The 24,766-nt window shown below is 71.9% G+C and carries 20 protein-coding genes; 13 read left to right on the plus strand and 7 right to left on the minus strand.

Translation table 11 applies throughout. The features are described 5' to 3' along the window. The first annotated feature begins 23 nt into the window (after positions 1-23). The gene (locus BCL76_RS31640) at positions 24-1,547 is read left to right on the plus strand and encodes an adenosine deaminase family protein (protein ID WP_258310008.1); all 1,524 of its coding nucleotides are present in this window, start codon (positions 24-26) and stop codon (positions 1,545-1,547) included. Between the two features lie 36 nt (positions 1,548-1,583). Here the strand turns inward: BCL76_RS31640 and BCL76_RS31645 are convergent, their stop codons facing one another. Continuing rightward, positions 1,584-1,889 carry an NUDIX domain-containing protein gene (locus BCL76_RS31645; protein ID WP_109782794.1) on the minus strand — a complete coding sequence of 102 codons (306 nt, stop codon included), beginning with the start codon at positions 1,887-1,889 and terminating at the stop codon, positions 1,584-1,586. Positions 1,890-2,109: 220 nt separating this feature from the next. Between BCL76_RS31645 and BCL76_RS31650 the strand changes: the two genes are divergently transcribed. Both BCL76_RS31650 and BCL76_RS31655 read left to right on the plus strand, forming a co-directional pair. Further along, on the plus strand, positions 2,110-3,039 hold the full coding sequence (locus tag BCL76_RS31650) for an NUDIX hydrolase (RefSeq protein ID WP_109782795.1): 930 nt from the start codon (positions 2,110-2,112) through the stop codon (positions 3,037-3,039). Between the two features lie 33 nt (positions 3,040-3,072). Next, the gene (locus BCL76_RS31655; protein ID WP_109782796.1) at positions 3,073-4,470 is read left to right on the plus strand and encodes an NUDIX domain-containing protein; all 1,398 of its coding nucleotides are present in this window, start codon (positions 3,073-3,075) and stop codon (positions 4,468-4,470) included. Positions 4,471-4,480: 10 nt separating this feature from the next. Here BCL76_RS31655 and BCL76_RS31660 read toward each other — a convergent pair whose 3' ends face one another. Genes BCL76_RS31660 through BCL76_RS31670 form a run of 3 tightly spaced genes read right to left on the minus strand, consistent with a single transcriptional unit; the run spans position 4,481 to position 8,135 of the window. Next, positions 4,481-6,820, minus strand: a complete 2,340-nt coding sequence (locus BCL76_RS31660; protein WP_109782797.1) for an ABC transporter permease — start codon at positions 6,818-6,820, stop codon at positions 4,481-4,483. Between the two features lie 2 nt (positions 6,821-6,822). Then, positions 6,823-7,632 (minus strand): ABC transporter ATP-binding protein, encoded by an 810-nt coding sequence (locus tag BCL76_RS31665; protein WP_258310009.1) that lies wholly within the window; start codon positions 7,630-7,632, stop codon positions 6,823-6,825. Beyond that, positions 7,629-8,135 carry a PadR family transcriptional regulator gene (locus BCL76_RS31670; protein WP_109782798.1) on the minus strand — a complete coding sequence of 169 codons (507 nt, stop codon included), beginning with the start codon at positions 8,133-8,135 and terminating at the stop codon, positions 7,629-7,631. Before BCL76_RS31670 ends, BCL76_RS31665 begins: the two co-directional genes overlap by 4 nt. Positions 8,136-8,303: 168 nt before the next feature. Between BCL76_RS31670 and BCL76_RS31675 the strand changes: the two genes are divergently transcribed. The 7 genes from BCL76_RS31675 to BCL76_RS31705 all read left to right on the plus strand — a co-directional run bounded on the left by BCL76_RS31675 (position 8,304) and on the right by BCL76_RS31705 (position 16,070). Further along, entirely contained in the window at positions 8,304-9,578 is a 1,275-nt protein-coding gene (locus BCL76_RS31675; protein ID WP_109782799.1) for an ABC transporter substrate-binding protein, read from the plus strand. Between the two features lie 224 nt (positions 9,579-9,802). After that, a complete protein-coding gene (locus tag BCL76_RS31680) occupies positions 9,803-11,485 on the plus strand; it encodes a glycoside hydrolase family 13 protein (RefSeq protein ID WP_109782800.1) in 1,683 nt (560 codons plus the stop codon). A 116-nt stretch (positions 11,486-11,601) separates the two neighbouring features. Then, a complete protein-coding gene (locus tag BCL76_RS31685; RefSeq protein ID WP_109782801.1) occupies positions 11,602-12,933 on the plus strand; it encodes an ABC transporter substrate-binding protein in 1,332 nt (443 codons plus the stop codon). Positions 12,934-12,943: 10 nt separating this feature from the next. After that, complete coding sequence (locus tag BCL76_RS31690; RefSeq protein WP_109782802.1) at positions 12,944-14,278, plus strand: ABC transporter permease; 1,335 nt, start codon at positions 12,944-12,946, stop codon at positions 14,276-14,278. Then, positions 14,275-15,222: a carbohydrate ABC transporter permease gene (locus tag BCL76_RS31695; protein WP_109782803.1), complete on the plus strand. Its 948-nt coding sequence runs from the start codon at positions 14,275-14,277 to the stop codon at positions 15,220-15,222. Before BCL76_RS31690 ends, BCL76_RS31695 begins: the two co-directional genes overlap by 4 nt. Before the next feature lie 104 nt (positions 15,223-15,326). After that, a complete protein-coding gene (locus BCL76_RS31700; protein ID WP_258310010.1) occupies positions 15,327-15,668 on the plus strand; it encodes a hypothetical protein in 342 nt (113 codons plus the stop codon). A gap of 9 nt (positions 15,669-15,677) precedes the next feature. Continuing rightward, the gene (locus BCL76_RS31705; protein ID WP_109782804.1) at positions 15,678-16,070 is read left to right on the plus strand and encodes an Imm7 family immunity protein; all 393 of its coding nucleotides are present in this window, start codon (positions 15,678-15,680) and stop codon (positions 16,068-16,070) included. A 12-nt stretch (positions 16,071-16,082) separates the two neighbouring features. Here the strand turns inward: BCL76_RS31705 and BCL76_RS31710 are convergent, their stop codons facing one another. Further along, on the minus strand, positions 16,083-17,324 hold the full coding sequence (locus tag BCL76_RS31710; RefSeq protein WP_109782805.1) for a saccharopine dehydrogenase family protein: 1,242 nt from the start codon (positions 17,322-17,324) through the stop codon (positions 16,083-16,085). 113 nt (positions 17,325-17,437) lie between these two features. Here BCL76_RS31710 and BCL76_RS31715 point away from each other — a divergent pair, with 113 nt between their 5' ends. The 3 genes from BCL76_RS31715 (at position 17,438) to ligA (ending at position 22,038) form a co-directional block, all read left to right on the plus strand. Continuing rightward, positions 17,438-18,175, plus strand: coding sequence for a TetR/AcrR family transcriptional regulator (locus BCL76_RS31715; RefSeq protein WP_109782806.1), 738 nt, complete (start codon positions 17,438-17,440; stop codon positions 18,173-18,175). A gap of 105 nt (positions 18,176-18,280) precedes the next feature. Continuing rightward, on the plus strand, positions 18,281-19,867 hold the full coding sequence (locus tag BCL76_RS31720) for an APC family permease (protein ID WP_109782807.1): 1,587 nt from the start codon (positions 18,281-18,283) through the stop codon (positions 19,865-19,867). A gap of 104 nt (positions 19,868-19,971) precedes the next feature. Then, positions 19,972-22,038, plus strand: a complete 2,067-nt coding sequence (ligA, locus tag BCL76_RS31725) for an NAD-dependent DNA ligase LigA (RefSeq protein ID WP_109782808.1) — start codon at positions 19,972-19,974, stop codon at positions 22,036-22,038. Between the two features lie 221 nt (positions 22,039-22,259). Here the strand turns inward: ligA and BCL76_RS40095 are convergent, their stop codons facing one another. Both BCL76_RS40095 and BCL76_RS31730 read right to left on the minus strand, forming a co-directional pair. Beyond that, the gene (locus BCL76_RS40095; RefSeq protein ID WP_258310011.1) at positions 22,260-22,382 is read right to left on the minus strand and encodes a hypothetical protein; all 123 of its coding nucleotides are present in this window, start codon (positions 22,380-22,382) and stop codon (positions 22,260-22,262) included. A 200-nt stretch (positions 22,383-22,582) separates the two neighbouring features. Then, a complete protein-coding gene (locus BCL76_RS31730) occupies positions 22,583-24,754 on the minus strand; it encodes a TerD family protein (RefSeq protein ID WP_109782809.1) in 2,172 nt (723 codons plus the stop codon). Positions 24,755-24,766 lie beyond the last annotated feature (12 nt).

Here is a 24,766-nt window from a genome sequence, read left to right on the forward strand (position 1 = left end):
GCCCGCTTCACCACCATGTGCCCGTGATCCCATCCCACTTGATCGGTGCGCTCTCCGCCCTCGCCCTGCTCGCGCCCGCCTCGGCGTACGCGGCCTCCGCCCCCGCCGTGGCTCCGGCCCCCGGCCCCGACCGGCCCGGGGAGTTCTTCGCCGACCTCCCCAAGGGTGGTGATCTGCACAACCACCTGTCCGGAGCGGTCACCACCGAGTTCCTCATCGAACTCGCCGCCGGGGACGGCCTGTGCATCACCACCGACACCACCACCGCCGTGCCCCCGCCGTGCGGTGCCGGGACCCGACCCGCCGCCGACGCGGTCACCGACCCGGCCTTCCGCCGGCAGGTCATCCAGGCCTGGTCGATGCAGGACTTCCCGGCCGACGGCAACGGCCACGACCACTTCTTCGCGACCTTCGGCAAGTTCGGCGAGGTGACCTGGCGGCACCCCGGCCGGATGCTCGCGGAAGTGGCCAACTCCGCTGCCCGCCAGCACCAGTTCTACCTGGAGACGATGATCTCCCCGGCCTCGGGGCAGGCTCGCGCGCTTGCCGACCGGGTCGGCTACGACGCCGATCTCGACCGCATGCACGACAAGCTCGTCGCCAACGGGGGTCTGGACGCGGTCGTCCGACAGGCTCGCGCGGACGCCGACAGCACCGACGTCGAGTTCCGCGACGCCGCGCACTGTGACACACCGCGCCCCGACGAGGCGTGCTCCCTGCCCTACCGGTGGATCTCCCAGGTCGCCCGCGCCGGCACCCCCGAGCGCGTGTTCACCCAGATGGCGCTCGGGATGCGGCTGGCCGAGCGCGACCCGCGCTTCGTCGCCGTCAACCTGGTGCAGCCGGAGGACGACCCGGTCGCCCTGCGCGACTACCGCCTGCACATGCGGATGCTGAACTACCTGAAGACCCAGTACCCGAAGGCGCACATCACCCTGCACGCGGGTGAGCTCGTGCCGGGCCTGGTCAAGCCGGAGGACCTCACCTTCCACATCCGGGAGGCCGCCCAGACCGGTCGGGCCGAACGGATCGGGCACGGTGTGTCGGTCCTGCACGAGGACCGTTGGGAGTCGCTCATGCGTTACATGGCCGAGCGGCGCATCGCGGTCGAGGTCCCCTTCCACAGCAACGAGCAGATCCTGCGCGTCTCCGGCGACGCGCACCCCTTCGCCACCTACCGCCGCCACGGCGTGCCGGTCGTCCTGGCAACCGACGACCCGGGCGTGTCCCGGATCGAGATCACCGACGAGTACCGCCGGGCCGCGGAGATGTACGGGCTCGGGTATCCGGAACTGAGGGACCTGGCCCGGGCTTCCCTGGAGCACTCGTTCCTGCCGGGCCGGGGCCTGTGGAACCATGACGTCCGCACCGGCTACCGGCCGACCGGGGCGTGTGCCCGCGACGTCCAGGGCGCCGAGCGCCCGAGCGAGCGGTGCGCCCGGTTCCTGAAGGCCAGCCCGAAGGCCCAGGTCGAGTGGCGGCAGGAGGCGGCCTTCCAGCGCTTCGAGACCCATCACGCCCGGGTCACCCGTCCCGGCTCCCACTGATCGCGGCGACGCCCGGTCGGACCCGGCCCGCGCTCCTCAGGGGCGCGGGCCGGCCTGCACGGCTCGGGCGATCAGGTCGTGGATCAAGAACTCTCCGGGGAGCCGGTTCTCTTCCTCGATCTCTCGTGCGAGCGCCTCCAGCAGGGTTTCCCCGGCCTCGACATGGCCGCCCACGATGTCCCAGCTGTCGGGGAAGAGGTGGCGATCCGGGCTCCGCTTCTGGGCGAAGGCCTCGCCGTCGCCGTTGAGGATGACGGCGCCGACGGTCCAGAGCTCGCCGGCGGCGGGTACGGGCAGTTCGACGTCGGGGTCCACGTCGAACGATCGGTGTCGTGTCGTCATGGCCGCGAGCCTAACGAGGGGTTGTGGGGTCGATCTCCCGCGGGGGTGACCCCGACCTGTTCGAGCGATGTCGGCACCGTTCCTTCGTGCCTTGCTCCCGGTCCGGCCGTGACGCCCTCGATTTCCGGTCCGTTCTTCAGGGCACTTGTACGGGCAACCGTCGCATCCCGATGCATCCCGATGCGTCCCGTCCCATCTCGTCCTTCCGGAGGACCCTTCGATGACCGAATCCGTCGCACCGCAAGGCACCGCCGCGCTGTTGGTCGACTCGCGGGGCCGTTACCTGTTGCACCTGCGCGACGCGAACAAACGCATCTGCGATCCGGGTACGTGGTCGATCCCGGGCGGAGGTCGGGAGGGCGAGGAGACGCCGGCGCAGACCGTCGAGCGGGAACTCCTCGAAGAGACGGGCCTGAGGGTGGCGTTGGAACCCTTCGCCATCGTCGACGCCCACGGGCCCGCGCCGCGGGAACCGGGTGTGCCGGACCGGCCGGACGATCCGGCCGCGGACCGCATCCAGGTGTACCTGGGGGCCTGGGACGGCGACGCCGACGAACTCCCCTGTCCCGAAGGCATCATGTTCCGCCACTTCGACGCGGCCACGATCCCTTTCCTGACGATGTGTGGCTGGACGAAGGAGGTCATCGACCTCCACCAGGCCCGAGGCCTCGCCCCGGCGGGCGTACCGGCCCAGGCCCGGCCCGGCGGGGGCCGGGCCCGCCGGAACATCGTCGGTGTGCACCTCTACCTCGAACGGGACGGGCAGGTCCTGCTCGGGCTGCGTCATCCGGACTCCGCCTTCGGCGCGTCCACCCACCACTTCCTCGCCGGGCACTGCGAGCAGGAGTCCGCCGTCACCTGCCTGGTGCGGGAGGCCGCGGAGGAGGCCGGTCTGGTCATCGACCCGGGTGAGGTGGAACTGGTCCACGTCGTGCACCAGGTGAACGAGCCAGGCGGCCGGCCCCGTATGCAGCTCGTCTTCCGCGCCCGGCGGTGGCAGGGCACACCCGAGGTGCGCGAGCCCGACCGCTGTCTGTCCTGGAGCTGGTGGCCCGCCGACGACCTTCCCGAACCCGTGGTCCCTTATACCCGGGCCGCGATCGAGGGGATCCGGGCCGGCCGTCTCTACACCGAGCTCGGCTGGGCATGACTCACCCATGAACACGATCCCCGCGGCGGCGCCGTGAGCGGCGGCCCCCGGCACACGGTGCCGGTCGACGTCCATCTCGTCCTGCGTCGCGACGGCGACCGCGGCCCGGAGGTACTGCTGTCGCGCAGGGCCGGGCCAGTCTACGCGACCGGGCTCTGGCACCTGCCCTCCGGGCACCTCGACCCGGGCGAGGACATGGTCGAAGGGGTGATCCGGGAGGCCCACGAGGAGACCGGCGTGCTGATCGCGGCGGCGGACGTGACCGCCGCGGTCACCGTCCACCACCGCCCTCCCCGGGGCAGCAGTTCTCGGATCGGCGTCTTCTTCGAGGTCCGGCGGTGGGAGGGGCGGCCCGGCGTGAGGGAGCCGGACCGGTGCGACGGCATGGGCTGGTACCCGCTCGACGCGCTGCCGGAGCCGATGGTGGCGTACTGCCGGGCCGGGCTGGACGCCTACCGGGCAGGCATGCCGGCCGCCGTGCACTTCCAGCGGCTCGGGGACCTCGTCGAGTACGCGGCGGACGGCGTCGACCGTACTCGCCTCCTGCCCGGCCCGCCCCCGCCCGCGTCCCCGCCCGGCGGGGCGGATCTTCCGGACCCGCTGCGGGTGTTCGCCGAGCGGGCCGTCGGCCGGATCGTGCGGACGGCCGACGTCTCCTGGCCGCGCGCCGGTGGCCGGGTCTGGCGGCTCACCGGATCCGGTGGCGGCACCTGGTACCTCAAGCACCACGGCGGGCCACGGTTCCACGACCGGGAGGTGGCCGCGTACCGGACGTGGGCGCCGGGGCTCGGGCGCCGGGTTCCGCGCCTCGTCGCTTGTGACCCGGTCGCGCGCGCCGTCGTCGTCACCGCGCTGGCGGGGTGGTCACCGCACGGCATGGACCTCGACCCGGCGACCGAGGTACGCCTGCAGCAGGGGCTGGGCCGGCTCGCCGCCGCTCTGCACGGCGCCTGCCCGGAGCGCCCCGCCGGGCCGTCCTCGGCCTCCGACACCGTGAAGCGGCAGTTGGAGGAGGCCCGACCGCATCTGGCCGCCGGGGACGGGGAGCTGGTCCGCGCCCTGGCCCGCGCCTACGAGGAGCTGCCGCCGCCGGTTCTGGTGCCCACGCACGGGGACCTCCAGTACCGCAACGTGCTCCTGTCCGACGACGGTGAGGTGCGGCTCTTCGACTTCGAGCGGTCGGAGTACGCCACCGCCACCCGGGACATGGTGCGCCTCGGCGACACCTGGGCGGGGCGGCGCGACCTGCGCACCGCCTTCCTCGACGGTTACGGCAGAGCGCTCACCTCCGTCGAGGAGCACCGGCTGGAGTGCGAGTCCGCCTTCGACGCGGTGTCCGGGATCGCCTACGGAGTCGCCCACGACGACCCCGAGATCGTCGAGCGGGGCCACCGCACCCTGTATCGGCTGCACGCCGCCCGAAGGCCGTGACCCTGGAGCGTCAGAGCGTCTCGCTGAGCGAGTCGGCCGGCCGCCGCCGTGCCGCCCGCGTCGCCGGCAGCGCCGCCGCCGCCACCGCGCCCAGGACCGCTACGGCGATCACGGTCGACAGCACGGCCGGTGACGGCAGTTGGGCGACGCCCGCGCCGATCCCGCTGGAGGCCCCCTGGGTGTCCACCAGCCAGCTGCCGAACAACGCCCCCAGAGCCGTGCCCACCACGGCGGATGCCAATGCCGTCAGTCCGGCGGCCGTCACGATCATCGAGCCGATCTGCCGCGGCGTCAGCCCGATCGCCTTCAGCGCGAGCAGGTCCCGGCCTCGGTCCCGTACGCCCGTACCGATCAGCGTCAGCAATTCGATCAGGCCGATCAGCGCGAGGACCGCGATCAGGGCGGCGATCACCGCGCGTGCCGGTTCCAGCCGGTCGACCGGGTTGGGCGTCTGCCGGACCTCCAGGGCGGTGCCCGTCGTCCCGGCGAGCGCGGCGCTCACGGCCACGGGGTCCGCGCCCTCGCGCAGTACGAGGGCGTGGATGTCGGGGCGCAGCTCCGGGTCCCGCTCCCGCAGCGTGTCGATGGTCGTGGTGATCACCCGGCCCCCGGAATCGGGTTCGATGGTGCGGCCGACGACGTGCAGGATCTGCGGTCGTCCCTCGACGGTCATCCGTACCCAGGCGCCGACGCGGACCCCGAGGAGGTCGAGCAGTCCTTGGCCGGCCACCGCCTCGTCCGGCCCGCTGACGGATCGGCCTTCGACGACCTTGGACGGGTACGGGTGCCGGGCCGTGCCCAGGCCTCGGAGCGTGATCGTGCCGGTCTGTCCCGGCACGAGCGCCGCCATCTCGGCGCCGGGGTGGACCGCGGCGACGTCCGGGACCGCCGCGAGGGCCCGCTCCTGATCCGCGTCGTTCACCCCGGCCGACTGTCCGGCCCGTACGGTCAGTGCCGCGGGCAGTCCCATCTGCGCGGGTCGGGTGCGGAACTGGTCGAGGGTCGACCAGGCGACGAGTGCGACGGTGATGAGGACCAGCGGCAGGGCGAGCCGGGCCACGGCTGCGAGGGTGCGGCCGCGCCGGGGGAAGGCCGCCCGCCAGCCCAGGACCAGGGCGGGTGGCACGCGTGCACCGAGGGCTCGTCTGCCGAGCGCGGTCATCGGCGCGGCGGACGGCAGCGCCGCGCGGGCCACCGGCACCGGGGGGACCCGGCCGGCCCGCCAGGCCGAGAGCCCGGTAGCGGCCGCGATCAGCAGCACCGCGCCGCAGGGAATGCCGATCATGAGCGCGGTGTGGCCGGGCAGGTCCTGCCATACGGCGGTCGCCTCCCCGATCCGCCCGGGTATCCGGGAGCCGAGCAGGGCGATCGCCGCCGTGCCGAGGGCCACGCCGAGCAGGGCGAAGGCCAGGTGCTGTACGAGGAAGCCGCGGGTGACCTGGCCGGGGGTGAAGCCGACGGCCTTGAGGACGGCGATGTCGCGGAGCTGGCCGCGGACGCGGGCGCCGATCGCTCCGGCGGCGGCGAGCGCCGCCGCGAGCAGCGCGCCGAGCCCGAACACGGCGAACATCTGCCCGAGCAGTCGGTCGTCGCCGCCCGCCTCGTCCCGTGCCTGCTGCCATTTGGTGACCTGGGCGACCCGGTCGGCGCCGAGGAGGGTCACGGCCCGCTGGACGGTGAAGTCGGTGTCGTCCGGGTCGTTCAGGCGCAGGCCCACGCTCTGCCCGGTGTCGCCGTGGGCGACCTCGTCGAGGGTGCCGTCGAGCACCCAGCCGATGCCGGGCCCGCCGCCCGGGTGGTAGCGGGGTTCGGCCACCTCGGCGATCCCGCTGACCTCCAGTGCGTGGGGCGCGCCGTCCGGGCCGGTGACCCGTAGGGTGTCGCCCGGTTCCGCCCAGAGGGCTCGCGCGACCGAGGCCTCCAGTACGACGGCGCCGTTGCCGGTGCCCGTGCCGGCCGCGGTGGTGTCGGGTCGGGTGAGCCAGCTGCCGTCGGTGACGAGCGGCCGTCCGGTCTCCGGGGGCGCCGCTCCGGCCGCGCGTAGCGTCACCCCGACCCGGGCGCCGCGTGACTCGACGGTGGTAGCGGTCGTGCGGTAGGGCCCGGAGAGGGCGGCGACCCCGTCCACGTGGGAGAGGGCGGTGGTGTCCGCACCGGCGCGGGTGTGCAGCCAGATGTGTGCGCCGTGGGACTGGTTGAAGACGCGTTGCCAGGGGTTGGCGGCGTAGCCGAACAGTGCGCCGGCCAGCAGGAGCGAGGCGATGATCCCGGCGCTGGCCAGGACGACGAAGAGGGCTTCGCCGCGGTGTGCGCGGAAGTCTGCGTGCGCCCAGCGCAGCGTGGCCCGCACGGTCACTCCTTGAGTTCCAGGTCCAGGTCCAGCACGCCGGAGACGCCGCGGGCCGGGCCGCGGCGTGCGCCGCCGAGCTGCGCGTCGTCGGCTATGCGCCCGTCGAAGAAGCTGACGACGCGGTCGGCGGCGCTGGCCATCCGGGCGTCGTGGGTGACCATCACGATCGTCTGGCCGCGCTGGTGGAACCGGGAGAGCAGCCGTAGCACCTCGCGGGTGCCCTTGCTGTCGAGGCTGCCGGCGGGTTCGTCGGCGAGGAGCAGCGCCGGGTGGTTGACCAGGGCGCGGGCGAGTGCGACGCGTTGCTGTTCGCCGCCGGACAGCTCGCCGGGCATCGAGCGTTCGCGGCCTTCGAGGCCGAGTTCGGCGAGCAGTTCGGCCCGGGATGCGCGGGCGGCCTTCGGGGAGGCGCCGGCGAGCAGGGCGGGGAGTTCGACGTTGTCGGCGACGGTGAGGTTGGAGACGAGGTTGAAGAACTGGAAGACGACGCCGATGCTGCGGCGCCGCAGGACCGCCCAGCGGGCTTCGCGGTACTGGTCGACCCGCTCTCCGCCGATCCACAGTTTTCCGCTGTCGGGGCGTTGGAGGCCGCCCAAGAGGTGCAGCAGGGTGGATTTGCCGGCTCCGGAGGGCCCGGTGACGGCGACGAACTCGCCGGGCCGGACGGACAGGTCCACCTCGCGTACGGCGTGCACGGGTACGCCCTCACCGTGGTGGGTCTTGGTCAGGCCCTCGGCGCGCACGATGGGCTCGGCGGGGTCGGTGGATCCGCCGGACGCGCTGGGAGCGGCGGTGGTGGCGTCGTCGCTCATTCCAGCTCCTCCTGGCAGCGTTCGAGCCAGTCGAGGTCGGCCTGCAGGTGCAGCATGGCGCCCTCGATCAGCAGTTGGGAGATCTTGTTGTCGCGGTCCTCCGCCGCGGCCAGCTTGGACAGGTCCCGCATGGTGTTGAGGTACTGCCTCCGCTGCTTGTTGATCAGCGCGACCGGATCGGCCAGACCCGACCGGGGTGCGAGGGCGAGTTTCATGAAGAACTCGTCCCGTACCCGGGGTTCCTCGGCGGTCTCCTCGAACCAGGCCTGCACGGCTTCGCGTCCGGCGTCCGTGAGCCGGTAGGTGCGCTTGTTGGGGCGTCCCGACTGCTCGACGTCCTCGCCCTCGATCAGGCCGCTCTTCTCCAGCCGTCCGAGGGTGACGTAGATCTGGCCGACGTTGGGCTGAGGGTACGCGGCGCCCAGGAGCTTCTCAAGGTCCTGCTTCAGCTCGTAACCGTGCGCAGGGCTACGGGTGAGGAGCGCAAGGAGCGCCAGCCGCACTCGCTCCCCCTCCTTCCCGCTCCGTAGTCAACGGTTCACTCGGCAGCGGGCCGAGTTGCGCCGCCGTCCGTCTCGTCTGCCTGGGCGTCTAGTATCGCCCATGCCTAACGGGTATATATAGGCCACGATGGTCGGCGACGCAGCCGGATCGTGCACTGGGAGGAATCTATGCGGTGGATACGTGCCGCGGGTAGAGCTCTCCTGGTCGGGGCGGTCGTCCTGGCGGGGTACACCGGTCTCGGCGCCCGCGCCGACACGGGTCCCGCGTCCGAGGACCGCGGTCCGCTGACGCTCGTGACGGCGGGCGATCTGACGAACTACCTCCCGCCGCTCCTGGAGGACTGGAACGAGGCCCATCCCGACGAGCGCGTCACGCTCGTCGAACTGCCGGACTCGGCGGACGAGACCCGGGCCCAGATGATCAGTGAGCTGCGATCGGGCCGCGACCGGTTCGACGTGTTGAACATCGACGTCGCCTGGACCTCCGAGTTCGCGGCGGCCGGTTGGATCTCCCCGCTCCGGCGTGAGCGCTTCCCGTTGGATTCCTTCCTGCGACCCGTCGTCGACACCGCGACCTTCGACGGCCGGTTGTACGCGGTCCCGTACGTCACGAACGCCGGGCTGCTCTACTACCGCAAGGACATCCTGGATCGGGAGGGCGAGGTAGCGCCGCGCACCTGGGACGAGCTGGCCCGCCAGGCGCGGACGATCGCCCCGAAGTACGGACTGGACGGTTACGCCGGCCAGTTCCTGCCGTACGAGGGGCTCACGGTCAACGTCACCGAGGCGGTGCATTCGGCGGGCGGATCGATTCTGCGCGACGACGGGGCCCGCGTGAGCGTGGACTCGGACGCGGCGCGCGCAGGACTGCGGTTCCTCGCGGACGGGGTGCGGGAGGGCTGGATCTCCCGCGACGCGCTCGGCTACAAGGAGGAGGAGTCGAGGCGGGCCTTCCAGGACGGCCGGCTGCTCTTCCTGCGGAACTGGCCCTACGTGTACGCGGACGCGAGCGCGCCGGGGTCGAAGGTGGCGGGCAGCTTCGGTGCCGTACCGCTGCCCGGACCCGACGGGCCCGGCACCAGCGTGCTGGGCGGCTCCAACCTGGCCGTGAGCAGCCATGCGAGGCATCCGGCGTCGGCGGCCGACCTGATCTCCTACCTCACCAGTGAACGGGTCCAGCGGCAGGTCCTCACCAAGGGCTCGTTGCCTCCGGTGCGCGCCGCGCTGTACGAGGACCCGGAGCTGGTCCGGGCATATCCGTACCTGCCCACGCTGCGCCAGAGCGTGCTGTCGGCGGTGCCGCGCCCCAAGAGTCCGCGCTACGACCAGGTGAGCCTCGCCGTGCAGGCCGTGGCGCAGGACCTGCTGGCGCTGCGCCGGACGCCGGAGCAGGCGGCGGCGCGGCTCGCGCGTGAGCTCGGCACCATTTCCCGCAAGGGCTGACCGCACTCCTCTGCTCCCTCCTCGTTCCCTCCCTCAGGGTCTCTACTTACATGTTAAGTAGAGACCCTTCGTCGTGCATGCGGTCAATCAGGCACAAATCACCCCAGCTTTTCGCTGTTTCTGGACACATCGTTGACACCTTCCGGTCGCTGCTACTTAACATGCATGCATAACAGCGCACCGATCCGGGGCGCTCTCGCATTCAGCAGACAGGTCGACGCGAGATGCTCAGCACCCTTCCGGCCGCCACCGGCCACCCCTCCCCCGCCGCCACCACCTCGGCCCCTTGGTGGCGCGACGCGGTGATCTACCAGGTCTACGTCCGCAGCTTCCTCGACAGCACCGGGGACGGCATCGGTGACCTGGCCGGCGTCCGGGCCGGGCTCCCCTACCTGCGCAAGCTCGGTGTCGACGGCATCTGGCTCAGCCCCTTCTACCCGTCGCCGCAGCACGACCACGGCTACGACGTCGCCGACCACCGCGACGTCGACCCGGTCTACGGCGACCTCGTGGAGTTCGACCGGCTGGTGGCCGACGCCCGTCGGCTCGGGCTGAAGCTGCTGCTCGACATCGTTCCCAACCACTGCTCCAGCGAGCACCCGTGGTTCCAGGAGGCGCTCGCCGCAAGGCCGGGCAGCCCGGAGCGCGCCCGATTCCACTTCGCGCCCGGCCGTGGCCCGGACGGGACGGAGCCTCCCAACAACTGGCGCGCCATGTTCGGCGGTCCCGCCTGGAGCCGGGTCACCGAAGCCGACGGCACCCCGGGCGAGTGGTACCTGCACCTCTTCACGCCCGAGCAGCCCGACCTGAACTGGCGCGACCCGGCCGTGGGCGACGAGTTCGAGGGGGTGCTGCGCTTCTGGCTGGACCGCGGGGTCGACGGCTTCCGCATCGACGTGGCCGCCGGTCTGTTCAAGCACCCCGCGCTGCCCGACTCGGACGACCCCGGGGCCGACGAGCGGGCCCGCGACGCCGTCAACCAGCTGGCCTGGAACCGGCCCGAGGTGCACGGCGTGTGGCGGCGCTGGCGCTCGATCTGCGAGGAGTACACCGCCCTGGACGGCCGCGAGCGGCTGCTGGTCGGCGAGGTCTCCGTGCCCACCGCGCGTGAGCACGCCGAGTACGTCCGCCCCGACGAGCTGCACCAGGCGTTCTTCTTCGACCTGCTGAGCGCCCCCTGGGACGCCGACGCCTTCCGGGCGACGATCACCGACGCGATGCGCGACATCGCCGGCACCGGCTCCACCGTCACCTGGGTGCTCAACAACCACGACCAGGTCCGCACGGTCACCCGCTACGCGGGCGAGCCCGGGGTGGAAGGCAGCGGTCTGGGGGCGGCCCGCGCCCGCGCCGCGGCCCTCCTGATGCTCGCACTGCCCGGCGCCGCCTATGTCTACCAGGGCGAGGAGCTCGGCCTCCCCGAGGTGCTCGACCTGCCCGACGAGGTGCTCACCGATCCGATCTTCCGCCGTACGGGCAGCCGCAAGCACGTCCGGGACGGCTGCCGCGTGCCGCTGCCCTGGTCCGGGCACGCCTCCCCGTTCGGCTTCTCCGGGTCGGCGGCCGGCGCCAAGCCGTGGCTGCCGCAGCCCGAGTGGTTCGCCGAGCACGCCACCGACCGTGCCCTGGCCGACACGCATTCCTTCTGGCACCTCTACCGCGACGGGCTCCAGCTGCGACGCACCCTGCCGCAACTGGGCGAAGGCCCCCTGCAGTGGCTGGACGCGCCGCCGCAGGTGCTCGCGATCGCCCGCGGCGACGGCCTCGTCTGCGCCGTGAACTTCGGCACCGAGCCGGTGCCCGCCCCGGTCCCCGGCACTCCACTGCTCGCCAGCGGTCCCTGTCCCGACGGGGTGCTCCCCGCGGCGACCGCCGCCTGGTGGACGGCCGACTGCCCGACCCGGTGACCCCCGGCCCCTGACCTCCCCCGCTCTCTCCTCTCCGCCCTCTCCCTTCCCCGCGCACCCCTCCGCGTACGTCCGGACCCCACCCCGCGCCCGGACCTCCAGACAAGGACTCCCTCATGCGACGACCCAGCAAGACGACCCGGCGCACCGCGGCCACCGCGTCGGCGGCCCTCACCCTCGCCCTCGGGGCCACCGCCTGCGGCGGCACCACCGGACCCGCGAGCGGCGGCGAACTGAGCGGTCAGACCGTGACCGTGGCAGGGGTCTGGACCGGCAGCGAGCAGCAGAACTTCAAGAAGGTCCTGGACGCCTTCACCGAGAAGACCGGCGCGAAGACGGTCTTCATACCCTCCGGCGACAACGTCTCCACCTTCGTCGGAAGCAAGATCGAAGGCGGCAACGCGCCAGACGTGGTGATGGTCCCCCAGGTGGGCGTGCTCCAGCAGTTCGCCGGCAAGGGCTGGCTCCAGCCCCTGTCCGACCAGGCCGCCGGCACGGCCGGTGCCACCCTCGCCCCGGTGTGGAAGAACTACGGCACCGTCGACGGCACGTACTACGGCCTCTACTTCAAGGCCGCCCACAAGTCGACCGTCTGGTACGCCCCCGAGGCCTTCGCCCAGGCCGGTGTCGCCGAGCCCACCAGCTACACCGACATGCTGAAGGCCGGCCGCACCCTCGCCGACTCCGGCCGACCCGCCTTCGCCGTGGCCGGCGAGGACGGCTGGACCCTCACCGACTGGTTCGAGAACGTCTACCTCTCCCAGGCCGGACCGGAGAAGTACGACCAGCTCGCACAGCACAAGCTCAAGTGGACCGACGAGAGCGTCGTGAAGGCACTGACCACCCTCGGCGAACTGTTCAAGGACAAGCAGCTCGTCGCCGGTGGTGCCCAGACGGCGCTGAGTACCGACTTCCCCACGTCGGTGGCGCAGGTCTTCGGCCCCGAGCCCAAGGCGGGCATGGTCTACGAGGGCGACTTCGTCGGCGGGGTGGCCAAGGACCAGTTCGGCAAGAAGCTCGGCAAGGACGCCAAGTTCTTCCCCTTCCCCGCGGTCGACGGCGGCAAGGCGCCGGTCGTCAGCGGCGGTGACGCGGCCGTGGTCCTCAAGGACGGAAAGAACAGCAAGGCCGGTATGCAGCTGGTCGAGTACCTGGCCGGCTCCGAGGCCGCCGAGGTCTGGGCCCGCGCCGGCGGCTTCCTGTCCCCCAACAAGGAGGTCGACATCGCCTCGTACGGCGACGAGATCACCCGCAGCACCGCCAACTCGCTCATCGCGACGGGCGACTCGATCCGCTTCGACATGTCGGACCAGGCCCCGGCCGCGTTCGGCGGTACCAAGGGCGCGGGTGAGTGGAAGCTCCTCCAGGACTTCCTGCGTGACCCCTCGGACCCGCGGGGCACGGCCGAGAAGCTCGAGGCCGAGGCCGCCAAGGCCTACGGGAACTGAGGCGACTTCCATGGCTGACACCGTGACCGCCGCCCGCGGCCCGGCCGACGGGCGGCGCCGGGCCCAGCGCAGGAAGCGCCGCCTCGCGGTCGTCTTCGTCCTGCCCGCCCTGCTGCTGCTCGGCGCGCTGGTCGTCTACCCGGTCCTCTTCTCCTTCGGCCGCAGCCTCTTCGACGCCGACGGCGACCGTTTCGTAGGGGCCGCCAACTACGCGGCGATCGTGCGGGACCAGGCCACCCTCAAGGCGATCCGCAACAGCGCCCTCTGGGTCGTCGTCGCCCCGACCCTGCTGACCGGACTCGGGCTGATGCTCGCCGTACTCACCGAGAAGGTGCGCTGGGCGACCGCGTTCAAGCTCGTGCTCTTCCTGCCGATGGCCGTGTCGTTCCTCGCCGCCGGCATCATCTTCCGGCTCGCCTACGACCAGGACCCGTCCCGGGGCGTGCTCAACGCCGCCGTCGTCGGCGTCCACGACACCTTCGCGGACACCGCCGCCTATCCGACGGCCCGCGCCCGGGAAGGCCACGGCCTGACGGGCGGGGCGGGCGGCCCGTACCGCACCGAGGAGACCGTACGTCCCGGCCACGCGGTCGGGCTCGGCTTCATCGGGGTGGCTCCCGACGCGATGCCGGCCGGGGCCAAGGCCGCGGCCCCCGCGACGCCCGAGCCCGACACCATCGGGGGCGTCGTCTACCTCGACTTCGCGCCCGGCGGCGCCGGCACCCCGGGCCGTATCGACCCGGGCGAGAACGGGCTGCCCGGCATGACGGTCGAGGCCGTGCGGGACGGCCGGGTGGCGGCCACCGCCGTCACGGCCGAGGACGGGTCGTTCCGCTTCACCGGGCTGGCCGACGGCCCGTACACGGTCAGGCTCCCCGCGGCCAACTTCGCCGCCCCGTACCAGGGGGTGAACTGGCTCGGTCCGGCGCTGGTCACGCCGGCCATCATCGGCGCCTACCTGTGGGTGTGGACCGGCTTCGCGATGGTCCTGATCGGCGCCGGCCTCGCGGCGATCCCGCGGGACGCCCTGGAGGCCGCGCGGATGGACGGTGCCTCGGAGGGCCAGATCTTCCGCAAGATCACCGTGCCGCTGCTCGCCCCGGTGCTCACCGTCGTCTTCGTGACCCTGGTGATCAACGTGATGAAGGTCTTCGACCTCGTCTACATCATCGCGCCCGGACCGGTCCAGGAAGAGGCCAACGTACTGGCCACCCGCATGTGGCTGGTCTCCTTCGGCGGCGGCAACGACCAGGGGCTCGGCAGCGCGCTCAGCGTGGTGCTCCTGCTGCTCGTCGTCCCGGCGATGGTCTTCAACATCCGGCGCTTCCGAAGGAGTGGGGCATGAGCAGCGGCCACGGCACGATCGAGCGTCGACGGCCTGGGCGCACGGCGGACGTCCGCCCGGTTCCCGGCCCGTCGGCGAAGGGGCCCGGCCCCGGGCGACGGCGCGGGAAACGGCTGTCGCGGCTGCTGAGCAGCTCCCTCGTCCAGGGTGCGCTGATCCTGGTGGCCCTGGTGTGGATCACCCCACTCGCGGGCCTGCTCATCTCCTCGCTGCGCTCGGAGGGCGACAACGCCTCCGACGGCTGGTGGACCGCGCTCGGCGACCCGTCCCGGCTGTCCCTGGACAACTACGGCGCCCTGCTGAAGGACTCCGGCATCGCGCAGTCGTTCGGGAACACCGTCCTGATCTCCGTGCCGACGACCGCCCTGGTGGTCGTCATCGCCGCACTCGCCGGATACGCCTTCGCGTGGCTGGAGTTCCCCGGCCGGGACGCCATCTTCCTGGTGGTCGTGGGCCTGCTGGTGGTGCCCGTGCAGATCGGGCTGCTGCCCGTGGCCAAACTCTTCGGCGCGGTGGGACTGTTCGGCTCGATCGCGGGGGTCGTCCTGTTCCACGTCGCCTACGGACTGCCGTTCGCGATCTTCCTGCTGCGCAACTACTTCGCCGAGATACCTCGCGAAATGCTGGAAGCCGCCCGGATGGACGGCGGGAGCGAGTGGCGGATCTTCTCGCGGCTGGTGCTGCCGCTCGGCCGCCCGGCCATCGCGAGCCTGGCCATCTTCCAGTTCCTCTGGGTCTGGAACGACATGCTCGTGGCGCTGCTCTTCGCGGACAGCGGGTCCCAGCCGCTCACGGTCGCGCTGCAGTCCCAGATGCGGCAGTTCGGAAGCAACATCGGCGTCCTCGCGCCCGGGGCGTTCCTGTCCCTGGTGGTCCCGCTGATCGTCTTCTTCGCCTTCCAGCGGCACTTCGTCCAGGGGGTGATGGCGGGCTCGGTGAAGTAGCCGCCGCCCTTGGCGGCGGGAGCGGGCCCTACGGACCCGGTCGGGAGACCGGGTCCGTAGGGCCCGCCGCCGTGGCGTCGTAGGGCACCTCCTAGGGTCGAGCCATGACGTGGAGCGAGGAGGAGTACCTCGACTGCTTGCGGTCCGAGCGGCGTGGCTACGCGTGGGTGATGCACCGTCACGGTGGTCTGACGCAGGAGGAGTCCAGGGAAGCCGCCCTGGAGTGCTACCCGTACGAGCCGGCCGGCGACCCGTTGCGCGGGCTCGTCTTCCACGACGAGGCGTGGCACTGGGCGATGCGGGCGATCCACGGCGACGCGTACGTGCTGGACCGCCCGGATCTGGCCCGTCCGTCACCGGCGTACCGGGCCCTCGACCGATCGTCGCCCCGTCCGCGGCCGGGTGACCGTCCCGGGCCGCCGCGGTTGGCTGCCGACCCTCGATAGGCTCCCGCCATGTTCGAATACCACGGCTGGGTCACGGTCCACGAGAGTGCCACGGACGACGACGATCCGGTCCGGCAGGCCGAGATCGTCGAGGCTCTTCAGCGCCGCGTCGACGAGATCGCCGGCCCCTGTCTGTTGGACCTGCGCCGGATGAACGGCGAGCTCTTCCTCCACTTCGGGGGCTTCTCCAACCATCGCGCGCCCGAGATCCTCGACCTGTTCCGGTACGTCGGCACGGTGGCACCCGGCTCGTACGGCCTGCTGCACGTGCGGGACGACGAGGATCCCCGGCACGAGAACGAGGTCCGTGTCCTTCGGCTGGTTCGGGGGAACGTCACCCAGCACACCGAGTCGTCGCTGTCGCCGTGCGTTCCGGTGCTGGAGGACCCCTTCGGCGGGTAGGGCGTCCGCCGGTCAGTTCGCCGAGGTGTCGCCCTGCTCGCGCATGCCCCACGGGGAACCGTACGCGGTGAGGAGGTCCAGGAACGGAAGCGGCGGCAGGGCCTCGGGGCCCAGGACGCCGGGCTGCGACCAGACGCCGGTGGCGAGGAGTTCGAGGGCCACCACCGGGTTGACGGCGGTCTGCCAGACCACGGCCTGGGAGCCGTACTCGCGCATGGACCACTGGTTGTCGACCACGTGGTAGAGGTAGACCTCGCGCGGCAGGCCGTCCTTGGTGCCCTTGACCCAGGTCCCGGCGCAGGTCTTGCCGGTCATACGGTCCCCGAGCGTCGCCGGGTCGGGCAGGCAGGCGGCGACCACGTCGCGGGGCGAGACCCGGACCTCGGTGCCGTCCTCGCCGCGGACGGCGACCCGTGCGGTGGAGTCCAGGCCGAGGGCGTGGAGGGTCTTGAGCTTGCCGATGAAGTCGTCGCCGAGGCCGTACTTGAAGGTGACCCGACGGGCGCCGACCCAGCGCGGGACGAGGAGGACCTCCTCGTGCTCGACGTTGACGCACTCGACCGGCCCGATGCCCTCGGGAAAGTCGAAGACCTCCGGCTCGCTGAACGGCTCGGTGGTGAACCAGCCGCGCTCGCGCTCGTAGACCACGGGCGGGTTCAGGCACTCCTCGATGGTCGTCCAGATGTTGAAGGACGGGGCGAAGTCGTAGCCCTCGACCGCCAGGTTCGCGCCGTCGCGGATGCCGATCTCCTCGATGTCGTCGAAGAGGTGGTCGGCGGCGTAGCGGGCGAAGACGTCCGAGAGCCCGGGCTCCACGCCCATGCCGACGAGGGCGAGGCGGCCCGACTTCTCCCATTCCTCGGCCCGTTCGAACTGTTCGTCGCCGAGCTTGACCCCGCACACGCTGTGCGGGTGCTCGGGGTGGGGGCGGGAAAGGGACATCGCCATGTCGAGGTAGTGACTGCCGGCCGCGAGCGCGGCGTTGAACAGGGGCATCACGAAGCGCGGGTCGGTGGCGTTCATCAGGACGTCGCATCCGCGCTCGGTGAGCAGGCTCGTGACCGCCGCCTCGTCGGAGGCGTCGACGCGGCAGGCGCTGAAGCGCCGCTCCTCGCCGCCCAGGGCCGCGACCGCGGCCTCGGCGCGGGCCAGGTCGTAGTCGGCGACGACGAAGTGGTCGAAGAAGTCGCGGCGGGCGGCGATCTTGGTGATCGCGCTCCCGACACCGCCGGCACCCACAAGCAGAACACGCATGGCGAGGTCCTTTCTCTGTGAGGCGTGCGCCTCAGGGGGCTGATGGAACCGTTCCGTCCGAGTTAAGGTCAATGGTGTTGGCATAAGGCTTGGCCCCACGGACGGAGGCGGCGATGGCGAAGGACGTGGTCCCGGAGGAGGCCCGCAGGCGGCGGCGCCCGACCCGGCAGGGGACGGTGCTCTCCGAGCGGCTGATCGTCGAGACGGCCCTGCGGATGGTGCGCGAGCACGGGAGCGCGGGCCTGTCCGCCCGGCGGTTGGGCGCCGCGCTGGGGGCGGACCCCAGCACCTTGTACCGGTACTTCGACGGCATGGACGGTCTGACCCTGGCGATCGGAGAGGAGCTGATCGGCCGCGCGCTCGACGGCTGGGTCCCGACCGGGCGGTGGCGCGAGGACCTGCGCTCGCTCGGGCTGCGCATCCACGGCGCCTACCTCGCCCACCCGCAGGCGGCGCTGCTGACCGCGAGCCGGGTCAGCGGCCGGCCGCGCGAGATCGCGGCGGACGAGGCGATCCTCGGCAGCCTGCGCGGCGCGGGCTTCGCCGACGTGGACGCCGTACGGATCTACCACGCCTACATCGACCAGGCCCTGGCCTTCGCGGCGCTCGACGCCGGGCCGCTCGCGCTGACGGAGAAGGCGCGCGAGTCGGACGAGGAGCGGTGGGAGTCGACGTACGCCCGGTTGCCGGCCGACGCGTACCCGAACATCGCGGCCACCGCGGGACTGCTGGCCGCCCGGATGCCGCACAGCGCGTACCCGGTGGCTCTGGAGATGCTGCTCGACACCGCCGAGCGGCAGCTCGCGGACGCGGCGGGCGCCGGGGCTGGGGGCGCGGCCGGACGCGGGTGACCCGGTCTGCCGGGTGCGCTTATGCCAACACCATTGACCCTCTGTGCGGAGCACGGGTTTCCTCATCGCATTCACGCCCCGTTCACAGTGCACCAGTGAGGGACCATGGTCGAAGACACCCCGCGGACGCCTGCCGCCGCCGCCACGCTCAGACCGAACGCGATCGGGTTCGTCGACGCCCTCGCCATCGGGCTGAACGCGACCTCGCCGGCGTACTCCCTGGCCGCCGTGATCGGGCCGATCGTCGCGTTGGTCGGCGTCCACGCTCCCGGGGTGATGCTCGCGTCGTTCGTTCCGATGGTGCTCATCGCTTCCGCTTTCTACTACCTGAACCGGGCCGATCCGGACTGCGGCACGACCTTTTCGTGGGTGACGCGTGCGCTGGGGCCCACGACGGGCTGGCTGGGCGGCTGGGCGATCACCATGACCGGGGTCCTGGTGGTCGGCTCGCTCGCCGATGTGGCCGTCAACTTCGCTCTGCTGGCCGTCGGTCTGGACGGCTGGGCGGCGAACACACTGATCCGCCAGGCGCTCACCGTGCTGGTCATCGTGACGATGGCGGCGCTGTGCGTCCGGGACACGCAGGCGGCGGCCCGTCTGCAGAACATCCTCGTCCTGCTGCAGACCGTCTGCCTGTTCGTCTTCGCGGCCGTGGCCCTGTACCGGGTCTATGCCGGGACCGGCTCCCCGGGCGCGTTGCGCCCGTCGCTCGACTGGCTCGACCCGTTCGGATCCGGAAGTACGGCGCTGACCGGCGGACTGCTCCTCGGCGTCTTCGTCTACTGGGGCTGGGAGTCGGCGGTCAACCTCACCGAGGAGACGAAGGACCCCTCCTCCGCCCCCGGCCGGGCCGGCATCTGGTCGACCGTGGTCCTCCTGGCCACCTACGTGTCCGTGGCCTTCGCCGTGGTCGCGTACGCCGGCACCGGCTACCTCACCGCGCACGCCGACGACGAGGAGGCCGTCTTCGCCTCGCTGGCCCGGGAGGCCCTCGGCGGCTGGGACTGGATCGTCCTGGTCGCCGTCGCCACCTCGGCGCTCGCCTCGACCCAGACGACGATCATCCCGGCCTCCCGTACCGCGCTGTCCATGGCACGCCGGCATGCCCTCCCCCGCCGGTTCGCTCTGATCCACGACCGGTACCGCACCCCCGCCGTGGGCACCTGGTGGGTCGCGGGTACGGCCACCGTCTGGTACCTGTTCATCCACCAGGTCAGCGAGAACGCGCTCGCCGACTCGCTGACGGCCCTCTCCCTGCTGATCGCCTTCTACTACGCCCTCACCGGCATCGCCTGCGCGGTCTACCACCGGCGCCTGCTGACCGCGGGGGTGCGTGAGTTCCTGTTCATCGGCGCCGGCCCCCTCGTCGGCGCGGGGATGCTGATCTGGCTGCTCGCCGAGGCGGTCGTGGACATGGCGGACCCGGCCAACTCCTCCGGCGGGACGTCCTGGTTCGGCCTCGGCCCGCCGCTGGTCATCGCCCTCGGCCTCAGTGTCGTAGGGCTGGCCGTGATGTTCGCCCGGCGCGCGGTGTCCGGGGCGTTCTGGGCGGAGCGCCCGACCGTGTACGAGGCCCCGCTGGACCGCCCGCGTGGAACGGAGAGTCCCGAGGAGACGGAGAGTCCCGTAGAGACGGAGCGGGTGGCATCGAGCGCCGCGGACCGGGCGGCCGAGCCCGCCTCGCTCGGGTGAACACCCGGTGGGCGTGCGGGTCGTGACGACCCGCCGTCCCGCCGAGGGGGCGGTCGGCGGGCCGTCCGGGGCGATTGTCAGTGCCTCGCGAGAAGATCGGTCCCATGATGAACCTCTCCGCCGATCAGGCGCTGTCCAGCATGTCCGGCCGCTCCGACTACGAGGCGGCGCTCGGGCGCCTGCGTGACGCGTCGGGGGCGTACTACGCCGACGGCGACAGCCTGATGGACGATGCCACCTACGACCGGCTCCGGCTCGCCGTGCTGGCGTGGGAGGCGGAACACCCGGGCGATGTCGCCGCCGACTCCCCCACCGGGCAGGTCGGTGACGGCGCCGCCCCTGCCGGCGACGTCGCGCACACCACGCGACTGCTCAGCCTGGACAACGTCTTCCACCCCGAGGGCCTGCTCTCGTGGGGCGAGTCCCTGCAGCGGCGGCTCGGCGCGGCGCCCGTCGGAGGATTCACCGTCGAGCCGAAGCTGGACGGCGCGGCCGTCGCGGCGCGGTACCGGGCCGGGCAGCTGGTGCAGATCATCACGCGTGGCGACGGCAGCAGCGGTGAGGACATCAGCCATGTCATCGGGCAGATCGACGGCCTGCCCGAGCGACTGCCGGTACCGGCCACCTTCGAGGTGCGCGGCGAGGTGCTGTTCACCCAGGAGCAGTTCGAGACGGCGAACGCGGTCCGCACCGCGCACGGCGCGCAGGTCTTCGCCAACCCCCGCAACGGCACGGCCGGCACGCTGCGGGCCAAGGACCGCCCGTACCGGCTGATGATGACGTTCTGGACGTACGGCGCGGTGGAACTGGACGGAGAATCGTTCCTGCCCGCCGGCGGCACGCACGCCGAAATTCTGGCCGCGGTCGCTCGGGCCGGAGTCCGCACGACCGCGGACACCCCGGTCGGACTGCACACGGTCGCCACTCTCGCCGAGGCCCAGCAGCGGGTCGACGAGATCGCAGCCCTGCGCGCGGGACTGCCGTTCGGTATCGACGGTGTCGTGATCAAGCTCAACGACGCGGCCGAGCAGGAGGCGGTGGGACTGGGCAGTCGCTTCCCCTACTTCGCGGTCGCCTTCAAGCTCCCGGCCGTCGAGCGGCAGACCGTGCTGCAGGACGTGGTGTGGGAGGTCGGCCGGACCGGCGTGCTCGCGCCGACCGCCGTACTCGCCCCGGTCCTGATCGACGGGTCCACGGTCACCCGGGCCACGCTGCACAACCCGGCCGACATCCGGCGCCGCGACCTCCACCTGGGCGACACCGTGACGGTCTACAAGGCGGGCGACATCATCCCCCGGGTCCAGGCCGCCGTGGTGGCGCTGCGGCCGGCCGGGGCGACGGAGGTGCCGCTGCCCGAGGCGTGCCCCCACTGCGGCGGGGAGATCGACAAGACGCAGGAGCGGTGGCGCTGCGCGCAGGGCGCGGCCTGCGCGCTGCCGGCCCTCATCGAGTACGCCGCCGGGCGCGAGATGCTCGACATCGACGGGCTGGGCCGGACCTACGTCAAGGCCTTGGTCGACGCGGGTGACGTCACGGACGTCGCCGACCTGTTCACCCTCTCCCTGGAGCAGCTCACCACGGCTTCGGGGAGCGCGAAGCGGGCGGCGAAGCTGGCCGAGCAGATCGAGGCGGCGAAGGGCAGACCGCTGAGCCGCGTCGTGTGCGCGCTGGGCATTCTGGGCACCGGGCGCAGCATCTCGCGTCGTATCGCCCGGCACTTCGCCACGATGGACGCCGTCCGCGCGGCCGATGCCCTGGCCATGCAGGCGGTGGACGGAATCGGCCCGGAGAAGGCGCCGGTGATCGTCGAACAGATCGCCGCCCTGGCCCCGGTCATCGACAAGCTCGCCGCGGCGGGCGTCAGCATGGACGAACCGCAGGAAGCGGCGGCGGCGCAGGAGTCGGGGCCGTTGGCCGGCAAGGTCGTGGTGGTGACGGGGAAGATGACCGGGGCGCTGGAGGGTCAGGGGCGGGACGCGATGAACGCGCTGATCGAGAAGGCGGGCGGCCGTGCGGGCAGCAGCGTCAGCGCCAAGACCACCATCCTGGTCTCCGCCCCCTCGGCGAGCGGCAAGCCCAGCTCGAAGGCGGTCAAGGCCGCCGAACTCGGCGTCGAGGTACTCACCCCGGAGGCCTTCGCCGAGCTGATCGCCGACTTCCTGAACACCTGACGCGGTCGGGGATCCCGGACGGAGGCTGTCAGAGCGAGCCCTGGAGGTACACGCGGTTGTGGACGACCTCGGTGGAGGCAGCGGAGAAGGCGATGGAGCGGTTGTCGCCGGTCACCGCGACCAGCTGCCGACCGGCGTCGGTCACGACGACACGTACGGTGCGGTCGCGCCGGTCCGGCTACTCCGCCGCGATGCCCGTCCGTGATGCGCAGCTCGTCCACTCAGGTGAACGTGACGAAGAAACGCAGCGTGTTGTACCGCTTCTCCTCCCACCCCGGCTCGGGGTGGTCCGGTAGCTGCGGGGTCTCGGAGCCGAGGGTGACCGCGGTGTCCCGCTCGTCCACGTGGAGGTAGTACAGCGGGCAGGAGGAGAGACCACAGCAGTATGACCGCACGGCCGGGCCACACGAAAAGGCCCCCGGACGTCCCGCGTGATGCGGAGACGCCCGGAGGCCTCAAGTCGGTGGCGAGGAAAGCGAAGAGGCTATTTCAGGAGTGTTGAGAAGGAAGCCCCTTCATGGCCTCGCCACGGCTACGTTAACAGTCACGCGGGGATCAGGTCACGCAGGTTTTCGGGGGTGACGATCCGCGAGCGCGGGTGCAGCTTCTCGGGCCGCTCCAGACCGATGTAGGTGACGGGTCCCGCCGGGACCGTCCTGCCGTCCCACACCGTCACGGTCGTGGAGCTGCCGGTCATCAGCTCGACCAGGTGGCGGACGGTGAGTTGCTCGCGCTCGACGATGGCCCGCATCAGCGCCGCGACCGTCACCTGGTTGCCTTCGACCGTGTTGTACGACGGAGATCCCGTCAGGTACAGGTGCAGCCACTTGGCGCGCCACCGGCCGTCGTCCCCACGCAGGAACGCCAGCGGCAGTGCGATCCGGCCCGGGCCGCGCAGATCCGACTTCATGCGCACCGTGCGCGGCTCGAACGGTCGTCCCTGCTGCTCGGCCCCCCGCAGCATGAACCCGAAGAAGGACTCCTCGACCTCTTCGAAGCCTTCTCCGGAGAAGATGTTCACCTGCGGGACGATGCAGGTGCCGCGCACCGCGTCCAGGCGTAGGTCGATGAACTCCGAGGCACCGTCGGGCGCGTTCGTGATGTCACCGGAGTGCTTGCCGCCGATGTCGAGGAGGTTGGTGTACGACAGCCAGGAGATGGTCGAGTAGTCGGGGGCCAGCAGTGCCGCGGACAGGTCGTAGTCGGTGCTGCGCTCGGTCTGCTTCCAGTACACGAAGAAGCGCAGCAGTTCACCGTCGACCGACGTGACCGAGCCGCGCGGCAGCACACCGAGCCCGGACGTGGTCGCCTTGCCGCTGAGCGGCAGGGCCACGTCCAGGACGTCCGGGTCGATCAGCAGGTGATCCGCGGCGGGCACCCGGCGGCGCAGTTCCGCGTCGATCGCGGAGATCATCCTCTTGCACTCGGGCGCGTACACCGGCGGGCGGGCGTCTTCGGTGACCCAGGCCCGGCCGGAGCGGTTGACGAACACCCGCTGTTCGCCGGTCGCCTCCGCGCGGTTGTGCAGGTGCTGGCGTACGGACAGCAGGACGCGACCGGAGACGTCGGGGGCGACCTGCTCGGCGGCGGCCGCGACCGCGTCGCGCTCGTCCTGCGTGAAGGCGGAGCGGAGCAGCCGGTCCAGGGACCGGAACAGCTTGCCGGGCGCGGCCTTCAGCAGTTCGGCCGCGCCGGTGGTGTCGAGCTGGGCGTGCAGCTCCTCGACCCGGCTGTCGAAGGTACGCGCCGTCTTCTCGCCGCGGGCGACGGCGAACACGTCCGCCGCGTGCGGCCACTGCGGGTACTCGTGCGGGTGCAGCCGCTCGCCGAGCCGCTTCCACATCTCGCGGTGCGCGTGCACGTCGGCGAGCTTGGCGGGCGCCGCGCCGACGACCGCGTCGAGGCCCGCGAGCAGCGCTCGGCGCGTGGCACGGGAGATGCCCCGCAGCCGCGTCGGCTCCTGGAGGGCCACGTCCCCGCCCGCGAGGGCGCAGGCGAGCCGGAGCACATCGGTGACCGTGTCCAGCAACAGCACCGAACCGGCCTTCAGCCGAGCCTCGTTGACCACGGCCCTGTTCTCCCGTACGGGGATCTGCTCGGGCTGCGGTCCCTCGGCGCAGTGGCCGGCGAGCTCCTTCAGGTCGCGCAGTCCGTCCTCGCCGAGCGGAGTGGTGCTGCCGGCCAACGCCAGGTACAGCGAGATCAGTTCGTCGTCGACGGCGCCGCCGAGATGCAGGACCGTCATGCGGTCGCCCGCCGCCGCGATCAGCTCGTCGTGGTGGGTCAGCATCTCGGCGTACGTGTGCCGGTAGTTCCCGTACGAGGGGAGGGTGAGCAGGTTCACCACACCGGTACCGAGCTGCTCCAACGTGCTCTCGCGCGTGCTGTCGTCCGTGAGCGCCCCGGCTATGCACTCCATCCAGAAGTCGAAGGTGTCGGGCACGTCGGCCGGGAAGTCGATGAAGTAGGCGTTGTGCTGAACGTGGTCGCCGACCATCTCACGGACGGTGTCCAGCGTCCGTGCGGCGGTGTCGACGACGGCGCCCTCGGACAGTCCTGACAGATGTTCGAGCAGCTGTGCCGAGAGCTTGAAACCGACGGACATCAGGGCGGCGTCGAACTGCCGCGCCGCGACGGTGCCCTCCCCGACGGGTCCCGTGGGGTGGGGGATGCGGAGGGTGTGCCGGAGGATCAGGGGGTCGAGTCGGTGGACCATTCCCGCATGATC

It is taken from the genome of Streptomyces sp. CG 926 (assembly GCF_003148825.1).
In the GTDB taxonomy this organism is placed as follows: Bacteria; Actinomycetota; Actinomycetes; order Streptomycetales; family Streptomycetaceae; genus Streptomyces.